Source organism: Paraburkholderia sp. BL6669N2 (genome assembly GCF_003387275.1).
In the GTDB taxonomy this organism is placed as follows: Bacteria; Pseudomonadota; Gammaproteobacteria; order Burkholderiales; family Burkholderiaceae; genus Paraburkholderia.
The window spans coordinates 697576-719802 of record NZ_QUNA01000002.1 but is presented as its reverse complement, the minus strand read 5'-3'; the positions used below and the strand labels follow the sequence as shown (position 1 = coordinate 719802).

Genomic DNA, 22227 nt, shown 5'->3' with positions numbered 1-22227 from the left:
TTGGCGAAACGTCACTACGATTGGAGCAACGGCCCCGCCGAGCTCGAGCCGCACAGCCTGACGAAGCACCAGGTACTGGTTGACTACCTGATCCGCTATTTTCAGCAACGCCTGCTCAATGCACGCGGACGCGAGGGCATCCGCATCACGTTGGTTGACGGTTTTTGCGGCGGCGGACAATATCAGCTCAAAGAAACGGGCGAGCTCGTCTTGGGTTCGCCGTTACGTATGCTGAAGGCAGTCGAGGAAGCATCGTTCAAGATTAATCAGGAGCGGCCGAAACCCGTTTTCTTCGATGTCCAATTCGTGTTCGTCGACAAAGACAAGAAAGCGCTCAAGCATCTGCGCGACGTTCTGCGTCAAGAGGGCTACGACGATGCCGTCGGTAGCACTATCCACATCGTAAATGCCGAGTTTGGTGCTGCGACCGAAGAGGTTCTCGCTCGCATTGCCAAGCACACCCCTCGCTCCGGGACTGCGCTCTTCTTTCTCGACCAATACGGGTATGCGGAAGTCCCTGCCTCGCTCATCCGGAAGATTTTCGCCCACGCACGCGATGCAGAGGTCGTCCTGACCTTTCATGTGTCATCGTTCGCAACCTACACAAACGACGAGCTTGCCCAGAAAATCTCGGCTACTCTGCAGATCGACATCCTCAAGCGCCTAGGGGGCCGGTCGATCGAGGAAATAAAAAACAACGAGGCGGACTGGCGAAGGTTCATCCAGGCTGCGCTTTACGAAGCGCTGGTCGTCGGCTGCGGAGCTGGCTTCTTCACCCCCTTCTTCATTCGCGGTACAGGAGCTGGTCATGGCGAATACTGGCTCGTACATCTTTCGCCGCATCACCGTGCGCAGGACGTCATGAAGCAGGTTCACTGGGAACACAGCAACCACTTCGTGCACTACGGCGGTGCCGGCCTCGATATGCTCGCTCCGCAAACCATGGGTTTCCTCCAGGACTTCGACGGAGGGTTTCGGTTTGACGACGTGGCACGTGACAAGTCCGATAAGGAACTGGTCGTTCAACTTGCAAAGCGCATCTTTACACAGGCCTCGCCCAAGCCGTTCTCACAGGTTTTCGCCGAAACCTGCAACGGTTCTCCAGCGACCGCCGCGATGTATAAGACCGCTCTTGCTACTCTCGTTGCGGAAGGCGAAGCAACGATGCACTCGGTAGATGGGAAACCAAGATACCGGGCGCGATATATGGCTGACACCGACATCGTGGACGGCCCAAAGCAGATCAAGCTCTTCCTCTCGACCAGCCGCTAAGAGTTCCGTTTTTCGGTTCCTCGTCGCCTCCAATCGGGTCGGCGACGCCGAGTTTTGTTATTTCATTTCGACTTTCGCATCCTCAAGGTCTAAAAACATGTCGGCAGACAGCGCACTCTTGGAACTCCGCCTAGTAGGCGACATTGCGGGATCATTCCGCGTCGCAAGGTATCAGCGTGGGTATCGTTGGGGCACCCTTGAGGTCGAGCGTCTTCTCAACGACATATGGGAAAGCAAGGGCGAGCCTTATAGCCTACAGCCGGTGGTCGTCAAGCGTGATAGCGAGTCCACATGGGAACTGATTGACGGCCAGCAGCGACTTACTACCCTATTTCTCATCTTCGCGTTCATGCAGCGCGAAGGGCTGCAGAACGCGGGCACGCCCTACTCCATCAAATACGATACAAGGTCAGGAAGCGAGGATTACCTTCAAAAACTGGACGCTGATCGCGCTAATAGCAACATCGATTACTTCCATCTTCATCGCGCCTACGGGTGCATCCGCGCCTGGTTCGACGCTCAAGGCCCACGTCGACAGTATGTCGCCAACAAGTTCTACGGCTACTTGTTCGAGAGTGTTCGCGTAATCTGGTATGAGGCTCCGAAGGACCAGGACTCAACCACGCTGTTCACACGTCTGAACGTCGGGAAGATTCCGCTTACGGACGCGGAGCTGCTCAAAGCGCTTCTGCTTTCCAGCAGTCGGAGCGAAGTCGGCAGGACCGACAGAAGCCACGAAATCGCCGCGCAGTGGGACAGTATCGAGCGCGATCTCCAGCACCCCGACATCTGGGCGTTTGTCGCGGACGAAGCTTCTGCGGAGAACCCCACGAGGATTAATCTATTACTAGATACGATCGCTGGAGGACCGAGTGGTCGGGCACGGCCCCGCTTTCACACCTTTGACGTATTGCGACAAGTGATGGAGCACGGCGGACCGGGTGACGTCTGGAACCGGGTCGTCGAGTTACATGCAACAGTGGTCGGCTGGTACGAAAACCGTGACAACTATCATAAGATCGGCTACCTCGTGGCCGTTGGAGAACGTTTTAGCGATATCGTCGCGCTTGCCGACAGTAAGACGAAGAGCGACTTCGGAGCCATCCTCGACAGCCGAATTTCCAACACCCTAGACCTTACACCGTCGGAAGTGGCCTCCCTTGGCTATGAAAGCGACATTCACAAGGACAAGTGCGCGCGCGTCCTACTATTGATGAACGTCGAGACGGTCCGCCGTCAAATTGACTCATCCGAGCGGTATCCATTCCGTATTCATCGCAGCGGCGCGTGGTCACTTGAGCACATTCACGCCCAGAACGCCGAATTACTTACCAAGGCTGAACAGTGGAAGGAGTGGTTGCGACTACATCGCGAAGCACTTCTGGATCTTCCGTCAATCGAAAAGGACAGCCGCGACAACCTCCTTCGTAGAATCGAAGATGCCGGTGACCAGATCGACAGGCAGAGGTGGCTCCGGAAATTCGGACAGTTCATTGAGTGGAAAAGCTGGGGCGTGAGTCGGTCATAATGGCCGGCGACAAGGAACCAGAAGATGACGAAACGAAACCGACGGACACACTCACCGGCATTCAAGGCAAAGGTGGCACTAGCGGCGCTCAAGGGCGACAAGACGCTGGCAGAGTTGGCCCAGCAATTTGATGTCCATCCGAACCAGATCACGGACTGGAAGAAGCAGTTGCAGGAGCGGGTTGCCGATGTGTTCGACGCGGGCAACGCGCCCCCAGCTGCACCGCCAATCGACGTGAGGGTGTTGCACGCGAAGATCGGACAGTTGACGTTGGAGAATGATTTTTTAGAAAGCGCGCTCAGCAAGGCGGGACTGCTGGGCGTAAAGCGATGATCGATCGTGATCACGCCCTGCCGGTGACGCAGCAGGCCCGGCTGTTAGGCATAAGCCGCTCGAGTGCCTATTATCAGCCGCGTGAGGTCAGCGAAGCGGATCTGAAATTGATGCGCCGGATTGACGAGCTTCACCTCGACCATCCATTTGCCGGGGCGCGAATGTTGGCACGTCTACTGCGTCGCGAAAGTATCACAGTCGGACGCAGGCACGTTGGCACCTTGATGAAGCGCATGGGCGTCGAGGCGTTGTATCGCAAGCCAAACACGAGCCGCAAGCATGCAGCCCACAGGATCTGGCCGTACCTGCTGCGCAACCGGAAAATCGATCGGGCCAATCAGGTCTGGGCGCTCGATACGAGCTATATCCCGATGGCGCGGGGCTTCGTCTATCTGACGGCCGTCGTGGACTGGGCGAGCCGCCGGGTGTTGGCGCACCGGGTGGCGATCACACTAGAGAGCTGCCATGCTGTCGAGGCGCTGGAGGAAGCGTTTGCGAAATACGGGCCGCCTGAGATCGTCAACACGGATCAAGGAAGCCAGTTCACCGCAACCGAATTCACCGACGCGGTTCTCGGCCGGAAGGTTCTCCTGTCGATGGACGGAAAAGGCGCCTGGCGTGACAACGTGTTCGTCGAACGGGTGTGGCGCAGCGTCAAATATGAAGAGGTTTATTTGAAAGCGTACGACTCGGTAGGCCACGCGCGTCGCTCAATCGGCAATTACCTGAACTGGTATAACCAGAATCGGCCTCATTCGAGGCTGGCCGATCAGACGCCGGATGAAGCATACTTCGCCACGCTGCCAGCGATAAAATCGGCAGCTTGATTGCCCCAACAATTCCACTTAAAAATCTCGGGACCCTGTCCGAACAAGCGGCGCCACCTCTGGCAAGTGTTTCAAGACCTCGCAAGAGACGTGACAGCAGCCTTCACACTAGCGAACGGCTCAGCCGCACCGTCCTCTCATTCTGTACATTCGCTATCGAACCTTGCGCTCCTCGCGAGCGGACACAACAGCGCACTTAACAACGCGGTGTTTGAGGTCAAGCGTAGGCGCATCCTGGAGCTAGACCGGAAAGGGGCATATATCCCTATCTGTACACGCCAGGTGTTCCTCAAATACTACACAGACGCTGATGCTCAGCAGGTCCACTTCTGGGGTACGCGGGACCGAGAAGCCTACCTGAGCGCCCTTCTTTCTTCCGCCGGCGGCGTCGGCGCTTACCTGAAGCCCGAAATCCCTCTGTCATGAAAAGCTATATTACGTCCTACAACGGTCTTTTCGCACGACGAGCGGTAGACACACCGGTAGTGCAACGCATTGAAATCCCCATCATCCAGCGCGACTACGCGCAGGGGCGGGACGGCGACGGAGTTGCGCGGATCTGTGCGAATTTTCTGGATGTCTTGCAGGATGCCTTGAAGACCGGGAACGCCGTCAATCTCGATTTCGTGTACGGCGACGTAGTAGACGGAACGCTCCGTCCTCTCGACGGTCAACAACGCCTGACGACACTTTTCTTGCTGCACTGGTACCTCGCATGGCGCGCGGATCGGCTTGAGCAGGAGCAAGGTTGGAAGCAGTTCGCGTATGCCACGCGTCCAAGCGCCCGGCGCTTCTGCGAATGTCTGGTTAAGTCGAAACCACCCACCGATGTGAAGGTGCGTACATGGCTCGAGGACCAGTGCTGGTTCCTGCACACGTGGCAGTACGATCCGACGATTCAGTCAATGTTGGTGATGCTCGAAGCGATCCACCAGCGCTTCGTCTCTGTCGACTGCGTCAGCGCGTGGAACCGGCTCGTGAATGTGGACACGCCAGCGATATCGTTTCATCTGCTGCCGATCGAGCAAATGGGTTTGAGTGAAGACCTTTACATCAAAATGAACTCGCGCGGGAAGCCGCTGACGACGTTTGAGAATTTCAAGGCGACGTTCGAGCAGATTCTTGAGGGTTCATGCCCGGATCGCGTCGATGAATTTGCACGAAAGGTCGATGGCTCATGGGCAGATTTGCTATGGCCATACCGCGACGAAAGCGGTGACATTGTCGATGACCTGTTCATGCGCTACTTCCAGTTTGTCACCGACGTATGTGCATGGCATGACGGACGACTTGCATCCGGCAACCTCATAACACTCGCGGAGAGCATCTACGGCATAGGTAACGCAAAAGCCAAGATACATGCGGACTTCCTGATCCGATGCTTTGACACTTGGGTCGATGCGGACATCAACAAAGTGTTCTCTGAGGCGTTTTCGACAACCCCATCGACCGTCGATTTCGACGATACCCGAAAGGTCGTTCTTTTCGGCTTGCCGAGCTCTGCGACGTCGAACCTCTTCTCAGCTTGCTGCCTCGGGCAGATGCGGTTTAGCTGGCCGCGTATACTATTTCTCTACGCAGTAGTGCTCCATCGCCTGGAAGGCACGACCGATTTCGCGCGACGGCTACGTGTGCTGCGCAATCTCATCGAAGCATCGAGCAACGAGCTTCGAGCTGACAACATGCCGATCCTTCTTGCCGACGTTCGGACCCTTATCGTCGATGGCAAGCTCGACGACGTCTCGGCCTTCAACCAGGCACAGGTGGGTGATGAGCGAATTAAAGCGGCGCTGCTCGAGAGCGCTCCCTCGCTCACACAACACCTCTTTCACCTTGAGGACCACCCGCTCTTGCGAGGGTGTCTGGCCGCTTTCGAGCTGGACGAAGCCGTCTTCGAACGACGGGCCAAGGCGTTTCACAAGATTTTCGCCACCGAGAATTTCCCCCTTCTCACTGCCGCGTTGCTGGCCGCAGGTGACTACTCGCGGTCGCGCAGCAAACGGTTCTTCCAGTTCGGCTCGAGCACCAATTCTTCCCAATGGAGGGAGCTGCTCACCGGCGCGACTCGCGCACATCTGTCCGAGACGCGCAAGGTCCTAGGTCGCCTTCTGGACGCCGTTGCCGAATACGAGGGTGATGGCCGATCTGCGCTCGAGTCCCATACGTTGGCGTGGCTTACCAAGACGGACGACGCCAAAGGGCTTGATTGGCGCTGGTACTTTGTAAAGTACCAGGTGATGCGGATGGGGAACTCTGGGATCTACGTCGGCCTTAATGGCGCTCTTGGATACAGCGTCTGCATGCTGGACAAGAATCAGATGAATAGCTGGTACCGGGACCCCTACCTCTCGGCGATCCAGCACGCGAGCGGCACCCCAAGGGCAGTCGAAGAACCGTGGTTCACGGGGTACGAAACGGAGCCTCGACGGATGCGTCTGAAGGCGAGCGGAACAGAAATTCAGTGCGTTCCGGACGGGCTGCAGCTTCGAGCTCCAGCTGATCCGGTAAAGGCAGAGGCGTTCGCCCGCGTGTGCACCGACCTTGCGATTGGCTCGGACCTCCTGTTGAGAGTCCCCAAGGTCGTCAACGTAGGCGGCGACCAACTCGATACGCAGGATCGAATCGGACTTGGCGCGGATCTGATGCGAGCGCTGATCGATGCTGGGCTCTAAGGTGCGGTCGTTTGCGATTGTTGGTCACCACTTCGGACGACGCGCTTCGCGAAAGGCAGGTCGATCTGCCAATGTGCGATATGCTCTATGTCATTGACTGACGACCTGGTTGCCGTACTCGATGACATATCGGCTCTTCATTGACGACATAAGAGACCCAGCGTCACCCGACTGGGTTGTCGCTCGGGATTCAGCCACGGCGATCGCGCTTATCGAGGCGAACGGTTGCCCGGCCGAGATTTCGTTCGATCATGATTTGGGAGGTGATGATACGGCTATGCCCGTCGTCAAACGACTCATCGAACTGGATCTGGATGCGGCAGGTGCGTACATTCCTCAACACTTTCATTTCAACGTTCACAGCGCGGACCCGGTAGGTAGAGAGAATATTCGCGCCCTGCTCACGCAATATCTTGTTGTCCGACTTGACGCTAGCGATTAGGACAATCGGCGCAGACTTCGGACAAGATAAGACGACACAAATTACCCGCCCCCCCCGAGACCGCCGTCAAAAAAGTATCTTCAAAATAACGAGAAACGCGAGTAAGCCAATAGTTCCATATCCGACTTGCTTCCGCGTAACCGGACGCTGCCAGTACGACTGGGCCGCGTGGGTCGTTAGCATTTCGATGAGTGGAGCACCCTTCTCCTCTGCGCTTCTAATCCGGTCGTACCCGCTCTCGATAAGCGCAGTTCGCCATTCGGGAGTCTCTTCCTTGTGGTGCCTGGCTAGCATGGACATTACAACTCGAAATGCCCGGATTTGCTCATAGACGTAGGCGACACTGTTTGCCAGTTCAGGACCGAGCTTTCCGATGCTTTCTGCATTCGCTTCGAAAATTGGACTTCCCGGCTCGGGCATTTCACGTAACGACAGTTCGGCGCCCGTTTTTGCCCGTCCATGAAGAGCGCTGAGCATGTTCTTTAAAAGCGGAATCGCCTCGCCGTGCGATTTCAGTTCCCCGGCAAGGGCGCCCGCGAGCGCTTGGCTATCCCGAAAGCGTTTGTAGTCTTCAGCAAAGAAATTATTGAAGTATCCGCCGGCAAGCACACCGGCAAATCCGATGACCGCCGCGCTAACGTCTGCCATAGGTGTCCTCTCCATCGAGTTGGTCCACGGCGGAGTGTAGCTGAAGCAGTTGCGTACAAGGAAACGCATGTCGAGAAGCAATCAGCCCGCGAACCATTGCTTGGTCATCTGGTATCAAAGTAGGAGACGCAGTTGCGTCATCCACACCGATTCCACCTTAGCTTAGCGGACGAACCTCTACCCGAATGCAATCGCGCGGCCGAATGAGGAATGGCCGCGCCTCAAGCGTCATTTGCCCGGAAGCCGGATAGGATGCCGACCAGTGCCTAGGTCGTGCAGTAAGCACTACATCGATTCAATGGTCCTTGCGAAGTCTCGCACGACAGAGCTCCAGTTCCTTGCTCAGCAAATCTATCTGCGCTTGCATTCCGTCTGTGCGCTTAAGAAGCTGACCGACCTGGTGCCGTTTTCCATGCCGAGTTCGTGAAATTTTTCTGAGAGCAATAGAGAGATCGATTTCGTTTTCCGAAGGCATTGCCTCTTCTCCTATCGACTTTGTGACACGGCTGTCGCTCGACCGAGCGGCGGAGCATCCGAAGAAAACCCCTTCCTCAACGTATCGCCTCTTAATGCGTATCACGATCAAGCTGAGTATGACGCCAACCGCTGGCACACAGCAGATGCGGATTATTCAGAGCGAAGGTCCAAATCCCTCTCATGTCTCACGAATTTCGTGTATCTATTATCTTGCCCTTCGCAAGCCCCCTCGCGCGCTCCACAAAAGCATCGGCTGCCTGCAAAACCTCCTTCGCTTCGCCATGCAAAAGTGCTTGAAGCGGCGTTAGCTTGGCAAGCGACGCCTTCGGCTTCGTGAAAAATTTCCACTTGGCCCAGCCAGTCAGACCGTCCAGCCGTCGCGTGACCTTCGCTAATTGCCTGCGATCAAGCTCTTTTGCAAGGAAGAACGCCGGATAGAATTGATTACCTCCAACGTCGACGCTGAAAATTTGACCCCCGGTCACGTTTTTGGCGAGCCTTTGCTCCGAGATACCGAAGGCTTCACAGACGATTGCTGATGGGAGCAACCTGCCTGCGGAGACGAGCGACTTACGCGGTGACACCCGGCGATGCGGGACCCGGTGGAGATCCTCGCGTGGACGTTCGTTGTGCTCGTGGTTCGAATTTGTGTCCAAGTTCAGCGCGGTCGATAAACCGATGACTTGTGCGAGCTTCCGTTTGAACAACCGTCCTAACTCTTCATCGGGGAGCTCGAGAACCGCCTGTGCCGATGACAAATCGAACAGGATTGCCGCCACAGCGGCGGTACGGAGTAAGCGCGACACCGGGGTGTCGTCGAACGGGGGGTCGTCATCTGACCCGGGTACAGAGCGTGACACATTCATTTTCTTCATTCTTCATGCACACTTTCTGCGTGAAAATTTTCACGAATTGATACAACTATAGGACATCCTTTGTGTAGATCAAGCTCGATCTGACTTCGGGCGAGGGATTTCTACCAAGCTAGCGGCACCTTTACGGGCGGCCTCACAGAGATCGGATTGGTCCACGAACAACTCGATTCCTTGAAACGAGCAGACAACGGAGCACTGCAGAAAAAGGGTGGCAGCGAAATCACCGGCGGAAACGGCCGCGGAAAGCGCGTCGGGATCCCAGTTCTCGCTGATCGAAGCTAGGCGTCGCCCGATTTCTACCCAGTTCAACCAAGGGCGCGCCGCGAGTTCGGCCTGAAACAGATGCGATGCGCGTGCATCCCAATTCCCTGCGGATGTCATAGCCTGACGCCAGTGCGGAGGATAATCCGCGTGTATAGTCGCCACGACCTGAAGGAAAAACCCGAAACGGAACGTTCCTCGGTGCATTCTGCCTTCCAGCGCACGAGCGGATTCGGACGCGCCGTGCCGGGCAAATTCCGACGCCAAGCGTGGCACGCTCACCCCCTTACGGACCAGTAGGCCCCGAATTGCTCGCGAGGCCAACGCCGCCCATTCCTTATCGTTGCCCTCCACTTCGCATTCCTTGCTCTAATGATTGGAACAACCTATGATTGACGTGAATATCTTCACGCTCCGTAATGGCACTGCTGAGTTGTCGCCTGCCTGTCTAAGTGGTGAAGGCGAACCGACTCCGATTGGCCTGTTGTCGTCTTTCTGTCCTTTTGGGTACTAACGCGACGGCGAATGCTTCATGTAACGGAGTGAGCTGAATGTTGGCTTCGCCCCTATTGATCGATCTGCCTATGCAGCGGACACGTGCACCGGCAACGGACAGATACGAATTTCGCCGATGACTGAGCAAAGTTCAGCTTTGATCCGACGAGACGCCTACAGCAAAGAATTGACAGGTGTTGCTCAACGTTGCATCGTACGCAAGTTCTTTCGTAGTCCAAATTATATGAATTTGTTGCGGATCTTGGCATTTAATGTGAAACGTCGTTTTCCCTACTTGTACGGCGTCGCGATTGTTGATAACGCCAGGATTTCTTGCTGGGAGTACGTAATGGCAAACGTCGAAGAGGGTCGCTGGGATTCAGTCTCGCTAAGCGACGCGACACGTGCATGGTTCGTGACGCAGTGGAAAGGGAAATACTTTGGCAATGCCGATTTCGAAACGCTAGTGATAATCGAAGTGCCGCGATCGAAGTGCATTTCCATCGCGCTTTATGCACCCGGCGAAAAAGGCTGGCAGGCGGAGCAGATTCTCAGACTAGCATTTGGAGCAGCCCCTCCAGACTTCTTGGTCACGGACGATCAGCGACTGGTTGCCGCCTGCACACTTGCCGGCTGCCGGTTTCATAAGCCCGCGTCAGTCTTCTTGGAAAAGCCCATCACGGCGATGCCTGCAATATCCAACTGCATACATTCGCTGGCGGAGCTTTTGAACGATGCCGACTATCAGTCGGCGAAGTCCGCCGACGAGATTAACGCACGGCTCGAATCGTGGCGAACTGACTACAACCGACGTTCCAGCTCGTCATAGACGATCAGTGGGACTGAGAGCAATGCGACCGTTGCGCGAAGAGCGAGTCCGCCCAAATGTCCGGGCAATACCACGCAAGTTACGTGATCAAAGCATCTTCTTTGACGTCAAAGTGCGTGGCTGGTCGCCGTACTATGCCGGCCTGCAGTCTAGTCATCTTCTTCTCCGTTACGCTGAGTCGCGCCGTTGTCACCGCACTAGGGGTGTACGCGAGGCTCTCCTGCGACTTGACTGAGCGGCTACCCAGTTATCGGTCGCCGCTCAGACTTCTGGGAGTGCTGCGGCAGACACGTCAAGGTCCGGATCTAGCGGATGGTGTCTGAGCAGTCCCTGTTCTACCGCCTGAATCAGCCCGCGCACTGTCCTGATGTCGGCCCGCACGGGTATCTGCAAAAGCTCTCGCGTGTCCCGTATCGATTTCGCGCGCTCACGTGGCGTCGTCTTCACCACCTCCGTCCAGAAAGCGTTCGGTGACATCGGTGTATGACGAGACCTCGTACATCTCACACCACCGCGACCATACATAGTCGACGGAAAGCGACGAGCCATTAGGGCCTATCAACTCGTAAATCCGACCGGTATGGGTCGTGCCCTCCCGAGCGACTGGGTCGAACGCAACTATCGGAGAACTGACGCGCCCCGACGAGTCAAACATATCGACACCGACAAAGTGCCGGCTACCCTCCCCGGTCTCAAAAATCCGCCAGCGAGACAGCGGTATCCTCGGCAACTCGGATGCGGGACGTGGTTTCCAGATAGGCATCGCGGTCTCCTGCACGTGAAAGAATTACAAAGGAGAGGATGCGTGAGGACCAACGCGCGCAGTTCGCTCGCACGGACGCATCACCAGTTGGTCATTGTGGTTCCGGCGGATTGGAGCAAGCTCAATCGCCGGCGTATCTGGTCGACGTTCTGACGACGTTCAGGAATGTTGGAGATGGCTTCTGTATGGCGCTTCGGCCACTTGAACAGCTGCGGCACGAAGGGCCCACTCCGGGTGATAACCCTTATCGCCAACTTCCGCTTCCGCCAGTTCTGATTCATCGCCCGCCCCTAACGTACCCTCTCATAAAATAGGGGCCCGACCTAGCGGGGCGGTCAACGCGGCGTGTAAAGGCTTGTTTCTGGTGCTACACACCGGCATTGCACCGGCTTCAGTTTTCTAACTTAGGCAATGCCCGGAAATTTTTCAAGGCCCCGAATTCCGCATCAGATCTAGCCCAGCGACGAGTTCTTGCCAACGCAGTTGTTCCTGCTAGTCTCATTGCACGAACGGCTCTCTCGGAGGAACCATGGACCAGTTCGACAAAGATGAGTACGAGTGCTTCACCTGCAAACAGGGATTCCGCTCAGCTTTGTTCTCGCTGGCGCAGACCCGCACGCGCGACTCACATCGAATGAGCGGCCACAGCGATTGTTGCGGCGTCGTCTTTGGTATCGAGCACCCCAATGCTTCCACCATTGCGAATGCTCTCCGAAAGACTTTCAGTATCTCTTCGGAGAACACGAAAGCATTTGACAGAGGTGGTTACTGATGCGAAATGGACAGCCTGACATCAATATGCCGAAGTGGAGTTGCGACACAACCACTTGAGGAACAAAAGCCATTGTCGGCTGCGTCTACGGTCGGATCAACGGCGTGGAGAACAAGGGATAAAGCCTCGGCGCTTGCGAAGCGGCCCGGATTTCGCGTTGCGATGTGTTGGCCAACCGGCCTTCGGCCTAATACGTGCCTACATGGAGTTCAATGGCGCGGACAGTTCTTTGTAGATTTCAAAATTGACGATGTCGTAGTCCGCGTATTTGGCAACCAGGTCTAGTAACTCGCATGCACTCTCTGGTCCTTCGTTCCGCGCGAGCGTGTCGACAAACGCTTTGACATCGTCGGCACCACCTCGGCGGCTGAACCGTCTCTCGCGCTCTGCAATGAAGGCATTGAGGCGCTCTGCAACTATAGCCGCTCGAAGAAAGTTTGCGGTATCCCGCGCAAACGTGGTGCGACTTGTTTGGCTCATCGAAGATGTTGTTAAAAGAGGGACGGCTGTGTTCATTGGAACTCCAACTGGGCTAAAAAGCAACGGCGGTTGCCACAACTCTCGATATAGCGCGCCTGGGTCGCCCAGAAGAGCGCTGCTAGCTGACTCACCCTGAGCGCCTTCCCCGCGTCGAGAAGTGAGCAAGCATAGGGTGGCTGCCCATCGGGAGCGAACCGCCGTCGCTACAATAGACATGGAATATCCGCACCGCTAGATTGAAAACTGAACGTAGACGTCAAAAAGCTAAGCTCGCCGCGGAAACGAATCGCAATAAGAAAATGCGCGACCACCGGTCGCGCATTGAGAAAGTTACGAAATGTCCTCAGTAGACGATTCCATGTCGGAAAAGAGGCTGGACATGCGCCGGCTTCTCGACCATCTGTCTAAAGTCGACGCAAGGCTCGAAGCGCTTCGTAACTAATATATTCACGAAGACCCGCCGCAAGGTGATTCCTTCAATATCGGATTCTGCTTGTTGCTCAAGAATGCCGCTCTGAGCCAACGCTGACATACCGGCCCACATATTCCTTACTGAGGGAGCTGGCGCATTTCGGAATTGTTCGTTACGGTAAGCGCCTTGCGGCACTCCCGGCTTGAGAAAAACCGAGTGCCCCAACTCGCCCGGCTCGCCTCGAACATTGAACTGAACAAGAGCTTGCTTCGCCTTTCGCCACTTATCCAACGCAGCCCACACTTCTGGGTCCGTCATATCAGTGAGCCAATAGACCTGCACATCGTTCACTTGTACACGGATGCTCTGCACCAAGCCTTGTCGCAGCTGGATAGCTCCGAATCCAAAGTTTACGCGCCCCTCTTTCGTTGCGAAGCAATCCGCATCGGAAGCTGCAACCGGGCACATCATCACTGGCATATTGCCGGGCAGACCGATAGCCTGGTTAGGCCTGGACTCGAAAGATTGGAGAGGCTCCAACCGTCCAATCGCGATGAAAGTGGGATTCATGTCGAATACTTCGATGCCATTCATTGTGTTACCTATCGTGTTTGATTGACTCTGGCACGTGCTCCGCGCCTCCATTGCAAATCGCTGCCGAGGGGTCCGTCTCGAGGACACGCCGCTTCGACGACTGACTGCTAATTCGTATAGCTCCAAAGAGCCTTGATGAAAGGTTTGAAAACCATCCTTCTCGTAGAAGCTTTCATATCGCCCTGAAATCTCCGCCTAACTCGCGCGCTTCAGTGCGCGATCCATTGCAAAGCGCCGCAATCCCCGTTCGGATACTTCCGACTGAGTTGTCTCCCGATCGGCAAAAAGCCGCGATGCGAGAGCAAGTTCTCACTTTGCGGTCACAACACGCTTTGTCTATTGGCTGCGTGCATCGCCGCAGGCCGCACCGAAGGCTGATCAACCCCAAAAAATTGTGCATCGCACAACGAAAATTGGCGTTCCCGCACACTTTGTTGTCTCTGAACGGCCCTTTCCCGCTTCCCGCAGACTTTGTTGTCTCCCGATAGCCGCAAAAAGAAGTTTGACAAACTATCTTAAGATATATATCTTACGACACATCTTAAGACACAAACGGGAGCACCACCATGCGTCATCATCACCGTTTTTCCCGTCCGCCCATGGCCGACGACCGTTCCCCCACCGGCCACGAACGCGGCGCGCTCCATGCGGTCTGGCAGGTCTTCGGGCACCGCCACGACTACCGCGGCGAACGCAGCGGCGAAGCACGCGGTGACGGCTTCGACCGCTTATCGCTGCACACCCTGTGGCACGCCATCGGCCGACATCACGAGCATCGCGGCGGCGGCCGTGGCGGGCGCTTCGGCGGCGGCCCGGGCGGCTTCGGGGGCGACGGCGACGGCTTTCCGCGCGGCCGCAAATTCAGTTCCGACGACCTGCAACTGCTGCTTCTGTCGATGATCGGCTCGCAGCCGAGCCACGGCTACGAGCTGATCAAGGCGCTCGAAACGCGTTCGAACGGTTTTTACAGCCCGAGCCCCGGCATGGTCTACCCGGCGCTCACGTATCTGGAAGAACTTGGCTACGTGACCGTGCAGCTCGAAGGCAACCGCAAACGCTACGAGCTGTCGGAAACCGGTCGCGAATATCTGGCCGCCAACCGCGACCGCGTCGAACTGATGCTGGCCAAGCTGAACCACATTGCCCGCAAGATGGATTCGGTGCGCCGCGCGTTTGCCGGCGAAGAGCCGGCCGACATCAGCGAAGGCGGCTGGCTGCCCGAGCTGAACGAAGCGCGCCGCGCGCTAAAGCATGCGTTGCTTCGCCGTGACAACGCGCCGGCGGCGGAACAGCGCCGCATCGCTGAAATTCTGCTTCGCGCGGTCAAAGAAATCGAAAGCGAAATCAAACCGGACCGCAGCGAAAACGGCGACAACGCCGAGCCGGCCGCCTGACCCCTACCGCCCGTTGCCGGCCGCGCTCATGCACGCCAGCAACTCCGCTTGCGCGCGTGAACGCTCGCCCATCGAACGAACAGGAGAAGCACTCTTATGCTGACTAAAAACCATCAAGCCGCGAACCAGACCGACAGCCGAGCCGACCTCGCCGTGCATCGCGTGCGCCATCCGCTGAAATTCCGTCTGCTGCAAGTCAAGCAGGTGCGCGCGCTGACCCCGCATCTGATCCGCGTCACATTCACGGGCAACGATCTGCACGACTTCGTCTCCGCGTCGTTCGATGACCACATCAAGGTGTTCTTCCCCGAACCCGGCGCGGACAAACCGGTGCTGCCGGAAGCGGGCCCCGACGGTCCGGTGTTTCCCGCCGGCCAGCCGCGTCCGGTCGCGCGCGATTTCACGCCGCGCCGCTTCGATCGCGAGGCGCGCGAACTCGATATCGAGTTCGCGATGCACGAGGCGGGCCCTGCGGCGACGTGGGCGGCGCAAGCCAAGGTGGGCCAGTATCTGGGTATCGGCGGTCCGCGCGGTTCGCTCGTGATACCTAAGGGTTTCGACTGGCATCTGCTGATCGGCGACGATACCGCGTTGCCCGCCATCGCCCGGCGCCTCGAAGAGCTGCGGCCCGGCACGCGCGTCGCGGCGGTGATCGAAGTGGCCGATCCGTCGGCGCGGATCGAATTCACGACGCAAGCCGAGTTGCATCTCATCTGGCGCTACCGCAGCGAAGCGGGCATGCGCGGCGAGGCCCTGCTGCAGGCGGTGCGCGACACCTATCTGCCCGAGGACGGCGAAGGCTACGTGTGGGCAGCCGGCGAATCCGCGACCATGCGCGCGGTGCGCTATCACCTGTGCACGGAACGCGGCGTCGACAAATCACGCATTCGCGCGGCGAGCTACTGGAAACAGGGCGCCGAAGCGGTGCACGAAACGCTCGACGATTGAGCGTCGGCCGTTCGCGTGATCGCATGCGCCTCGAGGCGCGTGCGATCACGCGGCGGCGCGAATCGCGCGAGCACTTTGCTTTTCAAAAAACAACAACAAGGAATCGATCGATGTACTCAATAAGCGCAAAGCACGAGCGCCGCCTGCTGTGGCTGCTCGCGCTGACGCAGTTCACCATCATCATGGACTTCATGGTGATGATGCCGCTCGGCCCGCAGATCATGCACGCATTCGCCATCACGCCGGCCGCATTCGCGACGGCCGTGTCGGCGTATTCATGGTGCTCGGGACTGTCGGGACTGTTCGCGGCGACCTATATCGACCGCTTCGACCGGCGCCGTTTGCTGCTGACCATGTATGCGCTGTTCGCGCTATCGAATCTGGCGTGCGCGCTGGCGAGCAGTTTTCCGCTGCTGCTCGCCGCACGCGCATTCGCCGGCATCACGGGCGGCGTGTTGGGCTCGGTGATCATGGCGATCGTCGGCGACGTGATTCCGGTTCAGCGCCGCGGCGCCGCCACCGGCACGATCATGACCGCGTTTTCGCTCGCGGCGATCGCGGGCGTGCCGGCCGGTGTGCTGCTGGGCGCGCACTTCGGCTGGGCCACGCCGTTCTTTCTGCTGGTGGCGCTGTCGCTGCTCGTGTGGACGGCGGGACAGCAACTCGTTCCGTCACTGGCGGAGCACTTGAGCCGCCGTCAGCCGCCGCTCGCGGAGGTGCTGCCGGATTTGTGGCGGCTCCTGAGCAACCCGAGGCATCTGAATGCGTTTGCGCTGACCTTCATGATGATGGTCGCGCACATGCTGGTGATTCCGTTCATCTCACCGGTGCTGGTCGCCAACCACGGCGTGGCGCCCGAGCAATTGTCATGGCTTTATATGGCAGGCGGCGCGGCGACGTTCTTCACCTCGCGTCGCGTGGGCAAGCTCGCTGACAAGTACGGCACGCGGCGCGTGTTCCGGATCGCGGCGGTGCTCGCGTTTGTGCCGGTGCTGTTCGTCACGCATCTGCCGAATCTGCCGTTCTACGCCCTCGTGATGTTCTTCCCGGTTTTCATGGTGCTGATGTCCGGCCGCATGGTGCCGATGCAAGCGCTGTTGACCACGGTGCCCGAGCCGGCTCGGCGCGGCGCTTTTCTCAGCGCGAACAGCGCGCTTCAGGCATTGGGTACGGGATGCGGCGCGTGGATCGGCGGCCTGATGCTCAGCAGCTCGCCGAGCGGGCAGATCGTGGGGTACGGCACTGTCGGCTGGGCCTCGGTGGCGGTCGCGCTGGCCGGTGTGCTGTGGGTTTCCCGCGTGCGTGGCGCGCAAGCCGATGCGCCCGCGCCGGGCGTGATGCGCGGTGAAGCAATCGGCGAAAGTTGACCGCATGTCTCGCGCGGCGCTGTCTTGCACGGCGTCGCGCGGACTCATGCGTCAGTCGGTTTTGCCGGTCAATGCGCGGCGCGCGGCTTCGCCTTCATCGTGTGAAGCTGCATAGAACACGCGCGCCCGCCCAATGATGATTTTCAGCATGGCAATCACCGGCACGGCCAGGAAAATCCCCGCCACGCCGCCCAACTGATCGCCGGCAAGCAAGCCGACGATGACGAGAAACGGACTGACCTCCACGCCTTCGCTCATCAGATACGGATTGAGCACGTAGTCCTGAAACAGCCGGTACAGCGCGATAAAAATCACCAGCCAGAGCAGATGCGGATAGCCGCTGAACACGGCCACGATCAACGTGATGGCCACCGCGGCGAGCGGCCCGGCAAACGGCACGAACTCCAGCAAACCGGCGCTCACCGCCAGCAGAAACGCATAAGGCACGCCGAGCAGCGAGAACGCCACGCCATAGCAGATCAGCGTCGCCAGCGACAGAAACAGCAACGCGCGCACGTACTTCGATAACAGCACGTTCAGATCCCTCACGATCTCGGCCCACAGCGTGCGATGCCGGTCGTTCAGCAGATTGAGAAAGTCCTCGCGCATCTGCGGACCTTCCTTGATCAACAGGAAGCTCAGAATCGGTATCAGCACGAGATAGATCAGATTGCTGGCCGCGTGCATCACGCCGAGGCCGACGCTGCGCGCCATCGGCACGGCTTTGTCGGAACCCGTCTCGATCTGGCCGCGCACGAAATCGACGATCCGCTCGCGCAGCGGTTCCAGAAAATGCGGCAACGGAATGCGGTTGGGCACATCGGACTTCATCAGCTGAGGCAGTTGCGCGAGCAGATGCGTCGCTTCGTCCTGCAACTGCACGCCGAAGATCGATCCGACCACCGCGATCAACGCGACCACCACCACGAACACCAGCGCGATCGACGCCACCCGCGGCATACGACGCGGCCGGATGCGCTCGACGAGATCCACCATCGGATAGATCAGATAGCTGAAGAAGACCGCGAACACCACCACCAGCACGGTGGACGACGCCATATAAATGCAGAAAAACAGCAACGCGATTAGCAGCGCGGTCCAGACCTGTCTAGCCGTGCGAACATCGAATCCCAGCATGAACCTTCCTCGAATAGACGATGTGATCCGGCGCCTCGAACGCGCCGGGAACATCGGACAGGCATCGCGGACACAGGGCGCCTTGGTCAGCCATGGCGCCCGTGCAATGAAAGCAGCGTAAAACGCAGGCAGAAATATCGCGCCGACGCCCGGGGCGCTCAACAAACGCACCGGGCGCCGACGCGCGACATAATCAGATCAGCTTACCGAGCAGGAAGCCGACGCCGACCGCGATCAGCAGCGCACCGATGGGATTGTTGCGCGTCGTTTCGGCGACCTGGTCGACACTCTCGCCGTATTTCGCCTGTGCCTTGCCGGCGAACTGCCGGACCTTGCCTTCGGCCTGCAGTTCCGCATCTCCGGTCAGGCCGCCGACAGCGTCCTGCACCTTGCCCGCAGCATCCTTCACCGTACCTTCGAACTGATTTGAATTCATCGATATTCTCCTTTTGAACGGGTCAACGAGCCATTGCCGACGGGAGCCGGCGCTCGATCCTGCTCTCCGTCAATGCTGTTACCGCTTCACGCGATCCCGTTCACCAGCATGGTTCGTTCCCGGCCGCCGTTCGCTCGCTATAAAAGCCGCGCGAATACAGCAAACAGGCCGACTCGAGGCTTCGAGGCTGCAAGGTTTTTACGGCGCGGCGCGCCGCCGGGTATGGGATAGAAATGATCTACGGCAATGCATGCCGTTCCGTCTGCGAGCGCAGGACGTTGTCGTCGGCGGGCGGCATGGCGCCCGGTTGCGGCTTGCGTACGGGGAGCGGACGCAGCGCTCGTCCCGTTTTAGCGCAATGCCACTTCAGCCCTGCTCCGCGCCCAAAGCGGCCAGCGGATGCGCGTCGCTCTTCCACGGCGAAGCAAGAAAATGCCTGACGCGCTCCGGCCGCACCTCGGCCAGCGTGGCGGGCGCCCAGCGGGTTTTGCGATCCTTGTCGATCAACTGGGCTCGCACGCCTTCGCAGAAGTCACCCTCCTCGATCACGCGTTTGACAATGCCCAGTTCCATACGGAAGCACTCCGCCAAGGTCATCTGCCGGCCGCGCAAAAGCGCCTCACGCGTGACGTAGAGCATGGTGGGGGAATGACCGGTCAGCGCGTCGTAGGTGGACTGCAACCACTGCTTCACCTCGCGCGGCGGCTCACGCAGCAAATCGTGCCGCACCGTCGCGACCATCCGGTCGATGCTCGAACGCCGATCGAAATGCCGCAAGATCAGTTGTGTAAACGCCGCCAGCGGCGCGTGCGGAATGATATTGCACGGCGGCTCGAAGACGCCGCGCAAGGCGGCCATCAGATCGCCTTCGAGCGGCATGCGTTGCAGGCGCTCCTCGAAACTGGCGAGCCATTCAGCCGGCACGCACAGGTCCGCCAGTTGCAGGCGCAACGCGTCAGCGCCGGACAAGGTCGCGCCGGTCAGCCCGACATACAACTCGAGTTCCGCCGGCATCACGCTCAGAAAACGCGTCGCGCCGACGTCCGGCAGAAAGCCGATGCGCGTCTCCGGCATCGCGATCTTGCTGCGCTCGGTCACGATGCGCAACCGCGCCCCCTGGCCGAGCCCCATGCCGCCGCCCATCGCAATGCCGTCGAGCAACGCGACCAGCGGCTTTGGAAACGTGTGCAGCGCATAGTCGAGCCGGTATTCGTCGACGAAAAATGCGAGCCAGCGGCTGTCACCGTTCTTCGCGAGCCGCTGCACTTCGCGGACATCGCCGCCGGCGCAGAAGCCCTTGGCGCCGGCGCCTTTCAGCACGAGCGCGACGATGCCCTCATCGGTGCGGCAATGTTCGACCAGGACGGCGAGTTCGCGCACCATCGCGTGCGAGAGCGCATTGAGCGCGGCCGGCCGGTTGAGCGTGATGATCGCCACGCGGTTCACCACGCGAAACAGAATCTCGCGCTCCGCTTCGAAGCTCGTATCGTGCGCGACGCTTTGCAAGGCGCTCATTGACGCGTCTCCGGTTTCGAAGCGTCGGCCTGCGCAGCCTGCGTTACCTGCCAGCGCGGCGTGCGCTTTTCGAGGAATGCATTGACGCCTTCGCGCTGATCGGCGCCATCGAACAGATCGACGAAACGCTCGCGCTCCAGCGCCAGCGCGGCCGCGCGCGGCACGCCGTTGCGGCCCTGATGAATCAGCGTCTTGCTGAAGCCGACCGCCTGCGGGCTCAAGTTGGCGACACGCGCCGCCATGGCCAGCGCCGCCTCGCGCGCCGCGCCCTTCTCCACCACTTCTTCGACCAGACCGATGCGCAACGCCGTCGCCGCATCGACGCGCTCGCCGGTCAGAATCATCCGCTTGGCCCAGCCTTCGCCGACCAGCCACGGCAGCGTCTGCGTGCCACAACCGCAGGGCAGCAAACCGACCGCGGTCTCGGGCAACGCCAGCAACGCATGCTGTTCCGCAATGCGGATATCACAGGCCAGCGCGCATTCGAGCCCGCCGCCCATTGCATAACCGTTGATCGCCGCGATCACCACGGGCCGCGCGTTCTGCAAGGTTTCGAATGCCGCGCCGAAGCGCGCCGCCGCCGTGCGCGCGACTTCGCGGTTGCCATCGGCGAAGGTGTTCAGGTCGGCGCCCGCGCTGAAGAACTTCGCGCCGTCGCCGGTGATCACGATGGCGCGCACGCGCGCCTCGCCGTTCAGGCGCTCGATGGTCTGCTGCAATTGCAGCAAGCCTTCGGGCGTAAACGCGTTGGCCGGCGGCCGCTTGAGCGTGAGTTGCGCAACGGCGCCGTCATGCGCGTAGTCGAGTTCGATCATGCCGCGCCTCCGTCCTTGCCGCCCTGGCCGTCCTGACGATACAGCTTGATGACCGCGGAAAAGTCGAGACGTCCCGCGCCTTTCGTGCTCATCGTCTGGTAAAGCTGCTGCGCCAGCGCGCCGAGATAGACCGGTTGACGCGCGGTTTTCGCGGCGTCGGTGGCGAGGCCGAGGTCTTTGAGCATGAGATCCGTGCCGAAGCCGCCCGTGTAACCGCGCGTGGACGGCGCCGTCTCGATCACGCCGGGCATCGGGTTGTAGGTGTCCGAACTCCAGCACCGTCCCGTCGACGTATTGATGATGCCGCCCAGCACTTTCGCGTCGATACCGAGCGCTTCGCCGAGCGACATGGCTTCGGCGACGCCCGCCATCGTGATGCCGAGCACGAGGTTGTTGCAGATCTTCGCGACCTGGCCCGTGCCGGTGTCGCCGCAATGCACGATGTTCTTGCCCATCGCCGAAAGCACCGGCTTGACCTGCTCATACGCGCTCGCGCTGCCGCCGACCATGAAGGTCAGCGTGCCCGCCGCCGCGCCGCCGGTGCCGCCTGAAACCGGCGCATCGACGAAGGTGTTGCCGTTCTGCTGCGCGAGTTCGGCGAACGCCTTGACGCTCGCGGGATCGATCGTGCTCGAATCGATGATCGTCACGCCCTTCGCGATACCGGCGAAGATGCCGTCGTCCGCGCTCAGCACGCTGCGCACATGCGCGGCGGCGGGTAGCATGGTGATCACGCATTCCACGTCCCTTACCGCGGCTTTCGGCGAACCGGCCGCTTTCGCGCCCGCGTCGACGAGCGCCTGCACGGCTTGCGCGTTGAGGTCGAATACGTTGACCGCGTGGCCCGCCTTGAGCAGGTTGTGCGCCATCGGCGCACCCATGTTGCCGAGTCCGATAAAGCCTATTTTCATGATGTCTCCCGTGGACCCTTGAAC

The 22227-nt window shown here is 59.2% G+C and carries 21 protein-coding genes; 10 read left to right on the top strand and 11 right to left on the bottom strand.

What is annotated here, in order from left to right:
* From B0G80_RS25865 to B0G80_RS47860, 5 genes are all read left to right on the top strand, one after another.
* Complete coding sequence (locus B0G80_RS25865) at positions 1-1272, top strand: three-Cys-motif partner protein TcmP (RefSeq protein WP_116120717.1); 1272 nt, start codon at positions 1-3, stop codon at positions 1270-1272.
* 97 nt (positions 1273-1369) lie between these two features.
* Positions 1370-2800 (top strand): DUF262 domain-containing protein, encoded by a 1431-nt coding sequence (locus B0G80_RS25860; RefSeq protein WP_258879032.1) that lies wholly within the window; start codon positions 1370-1372, stop codon positions 2798-2800.
* A 24-nt stretch (positions 2801-2824) separates the two neighbouring features.
* A protein-coding gene (locus B0G80_RS25855) for an IS3 family transposase (RefSeq protein ID WP_408967691.1) occupies positions 2825-3960 on the top strand; the annotation gives its coding sequence in 2 pieces (ribosomal slippage) (positions 2825-3089 and positions 3089-3960; 1137 coding nt in all).
* A 422-nt stretch (positions 3961-4382) separates the two neighbouring features.
* The gene (locus B0G80_RS25845) at positions 4383-6632 is read left to right on the top strand and encodes a DUF262 domain-containing protein (RefSeq protein ID WP_116120715.1); all 2250 of its coding nucleotides are present in this window, start codon (positions 4383-4385) and stop codon (positions 6630-6632) included.
* Positions 6633-6753: 121 nt separating this feature from the next.
* On the top strand, positions 6754-7074 hold the full coding sequence (locus B0G80_RS47860) for a cyclic-phosphate processing receiver domain-containing protein (RefSeq protein WP_116120713.1): 321 nt from the start codon (positions 6754-6756) through the stop codon (positions 7072-7074).
* A gap of 66 nt (positions 7075-7140) precedes the next feature.
* Here B0G80_RS47860 and B0G80_RS25835 read toward each other — a convergent pair whose 3' ends face one another.
* From B0G80_RS25835 to B0G80_RS48200, 3 genes are all read right to left on the bottom strand, one after another.
* Complete coding sequence (locus B0G80_RS25835) at positions 7141-7722, bottom strand: hypothetical protein (protein ID WP_116120710.1); 582 nt, start codon at positions 7720-7722, stop codon at positions 7141-7143.
* 662 nt (positions 7723-8384) lie between these two features.
* A complete protein-coding gene (locus B0G80_RS25825) occupies positions 8385-9074 on the bottom strand; it encodes a hypothetical protein (protein WP_116120707.1) in 690 nt (229 codons plus the stop codon).
* Positions 9075-9143: 69 nt separating this feature from the next.
* Positions 9144-9689 carry a DUF6471 domain-containing protein gene (locus B0G80_RS48200; RefSeq protein ID WP_116120705.1) on the bottom strand — a complete coding sequence of 182 codons (546 nt, stop codon included), beginning with the start codon at positions 9687-9689 and terminating at the stop codon, positions 9144-9146.
* Positions 9690-9966: 277 nt separating this feature from the next.
* Here B0G80_RS48200 and B0G80_RS25815 point away from each other — a divergent pair, with 277 nt between their 5' ends.
* Positions 9967-10659 carry a hypothetical protein gene (locus B0G80_RS25815; protein ID WP_147309913.1) on the top strand — a complete coding sequence of 231 codons (693 nt, stop codon included), beginning with the start codon at positions 9967-9969 and terminating at the stop codon, positions 10657-10659.
* A gap of 261 nt (positions 10660-10920) precedes the next feature.
* Here B0G80_RS25815 and B0G80_RS47855 read toward each other — a convergent pair whose 3' ends face one another.
* Positions 10921-11136, bottom strand: a complete 216-nt coding sequence (locus B0G80_RS47855; RefSeq protein WP_116120701.1) for a BPSL0761 family protein — start codon at positions 11134-11136, stop codon at positions 10921-10923.
* Positions 11137-11951: 815 nt separating this feature from the next.
* Here B0G80_RS47855 and B0G80_RS25800 point away from each other — a divergent pair.
* The gene (locus tag B0G80_RS25800; RefSeq protein ID WP_116120697.1) at positions 11952-12194 is read left to right on the top strand and encodes a hypothetical protein; all 243 of its coding nucleotides are present in this window, start codon (positions 11952-11954) and stop codon (positions 12192-12194) included.
* A gap of 198 nt (positions 12195-12392) precedes the next feature.
* On the opposite strand, the gene B0G80_RS25795 is transcribed toward B0G80_RS25800, so the two are convergent.
* Both B0G80_RS25795 and B0G80_RS25790 read right to left on the bottom strand, forming a co-directional pair.
* A complete protein-coding gene (locus B0G80_RS25795; protein WP_147309912.1) occupies positions 12393-12710 on the bottom strand; it encodes a hypothetical protein in 318 nt (105 codons plus the stop codon).
* 307 nt (positions 12711-13017) lie between these two features.
* Entirely contained in the window at positions 13018-13680 is a 663-nt protein-coding gene (locus B0G80_RS25790) for a hypothetical protein (RefSeq protein ID WP_147309911.1), read from the bottom strand.
* Between the two features lie 566 nt (positions 13681-14246).
* Between B0G80_RS25790 and B0G80_RS25785 the strand changes: the two genes are divergently transcribed.
* From B0G80_RS25785 to B0G80_RS25775, 3 genes are all read left to right on the top strand, one after another.
* A complete protein-coding gene (locus B0G80_RS25785; protein WP_116120692.1) occupies positions 14247-15074 on the top strand; it encodes a PadR family transcriptional regulator in 828 nt (275 codons plus the stop codon).
* Between the two features lie 96 nt (positions 15075-15170).
* The gene (locus tag B0G80_RS25780) at positions 15171-16022 is read left to right on the top strand and encodes a siderophore-interacting protein (RefSeq protein WP_116120691.1); all 852 of its coding nucleotides are present in this window, start codon (positions 15171-15173) and stop codon (positions 16020-16022) included.
* Between the two features lie 110 nt (positions 16023-16132).
* The gene (locus B0G80_RS25775) at positions 16133-17389 is read left to right on the top strand and encodes an MFS transporter (protein WP_116123712.1); all 1257 of its coding nucleotides are present in this window, start codon (positions 16133-16135) and stop codon (positions 17387-17389) included.
* 51 nt (positions 17390-17440) lie between these two features.
* Here the strand turns inward: B0G80_RS25775 and B0G80_RS25770 are convergent, their stop codons facing one another.
* The 5 genes from B0G80_RS25770 to mmsB all read right to left on the bottom strand — a co-directional run bounded on the left by B0G80_RS25770 (position 17441) and on the right by mmsB (position 22203).
* Entirely contained in the window at positions 17441-18526 is a 1086-nt protein-coding gene (locus B0G80_RS25770) for an AI-2E family transporter (protein ID WP_116120689.1), read from the bottom strand.
* Positions 18527-18719: 193 nt separating this feature from the next.
* Entirely contained in the window at positions 18720-18962 is a 243-nt protein-coding gene (locus tag B0G80_RS25765; protein WP_116120687.1) for a CsbD family protein, read from the bottom strand.
* Between the two features lie 366 nt (positions 18963-19328).
* A complete protein-coding gene (locus tag B0G80_RS25760; protein WP_116120686.1) occupies positions 19329-20477 on the bottom strand; it encodes an enoyl-CoA hydratase/isomerase family protein in 1149 nt (382 codons plus the stop codon).
* Positions 20474-21292, bottom strand: a complete 819-nt coding sequence (locus B0G80_RS25755; RefSeq protein WP_116120684.1) for an enoyl-CoA hydratase — start codon at positions 21290-21292, stop codon at positions 20474-20476. Before B0G80_RS25755 ends, B0G80_RS25760 begins: the two co-directional genes overlap by 4 nt.
* Complete coding sequence (mmsB, locus tag B0G80_RS25750; RefSeq protein ID WP_116120682.1) at positions 21289-22203, bottom strand: 3-hydroxyisobutyrate dehydrogenase; 915 nt, start codon at positions 22201-22203, stop codon at positions 21289-21291. The genes B0G80_RS25755 and mmsB overlap by 4 nt, the downstream gene beginning before the upstream one ends.
* Positions 22204-22227: the final 24 nt, after the last annotated feature.

Coding starts and splice junctions, on each gene's coding strand:
- B0G80_RS25860 (WP_258879032.1), top strand. CDS start 1,370: ATGTCGGCAGACAGCGCACTCTTGGAACTCCGCCTAGTAGGCGACATT.
- B0G80_RS25845 (WP_116120715.1), top strand. CDS start 4,383: ATGAAAAGCTATATTACGTCCTACAACGGTCTTTTCGCACGACGAGCG.
- B0G80_RS47860 (WP_116120713.1), top strand. CDS start 6,754: ATGACATATCGGCTCTTCATTGACGACATAAGAGACCCAGCGTCACCC.
- B0G80_RS25835 (WP_116120710.1), bottom strand. CDS start 7,722: ATGGCAGACGTTAGCGCGGCGGTCATCGGATTTGCCGGTGTGCTTGCC.
- B0G80_RS25825 (WP_116120707.1), bottom strand. CDS start 9,074: ATGAAGAAAATGAATGTGTCACGCTCTGTACCCGGGTCAGATGACGAC.
- B0G80_RS25815 (WP_147309913.1), top strand. CDS start 9,967: ATGACTGAGCAAAGTTCAGCTTTGATCCGACGAGACGCCTACAGCAAA.
- B0G80_RS47855 (WP_116120701.1), bottom strand. CDS start 11,136: ATGTCACCGAACGCTTTCTGGACGGAGGTGGTGAAGACGACGCCACGT.
- B0G80_RS25800 (WP_116120697.1), top strand. CDS start 11,952: ATGGACCAGTTCGACAAAGATGAGTACGAGTGCTTCACCTGCAAACAG.
- B0G80_RS25795 (WP_147309912.1), bottom strand. CDS start 12,710: ATGAACACAGCCGTCCCTCTTTTAACAACATCTTCGATGAGCCAAACA.
- B0G80_RS25790 (WP_147309911.1), bottom strand. CDS start 13,680: ATGAATGGCATCGAAGTATTCGACATGAATCCCACTTTCATCGCGATT.
- B0G80_RS25785 (WP_116120692.1), top strand. CDS start 14,247: ATGCGTCATCATCACCGTTTTTCCCGTCCGCCCATGGCCGACGACCGT.
- B0G80_RS25780 (WP_116120691.1), top strand. CDS start 15,171: ATGCTGACTAAAAACCATCAAGCCGCGAACCAGACCGACAGCCGAGCC.
- B0G80_RS25775 (WP_116123712.1), top strand. CDS start 16,133: ATGTACTCAATAAGCGCAAAGCACGAGCGCCGCCTGCTGTGGCTGCTC.
- B0G80_RS25770 (WP_116120689.1), bottom strand. CDS start 18,526: ATGCTGGGATTCGATGTTCGCACGGCTAGACAGGTCTGGACCGCGCTG.
- B0G80_RS25765 (WP_116120687.1), bottom strand. CDS start 18,962: ATGAATTCAAATCAGTTCGAAGGTACGGTGAAGGATGCTGCGGGCAAG.
- B0G80_RS25760 (WP_116120686.1), bottom strand. CDS start 20,477: ATGAGCGCCTTGCAAAGCGTCGCGCACGATACGAGCTTCGAAGCGGAG.
- B0G80_RS25755 (WP_116120684.1), bottom strand. CDS start 21,292: ATGATCGAACTCGACTACGCGCATGACGGCGCCGTTGCGCAACTCACG.
- mmsB (WP_116120682.1), bottom strand. CDS start 22,203: ATGAAAATAGGCTTTATCGGACTCGGCAACATGGGTGCGCCGATGGCG.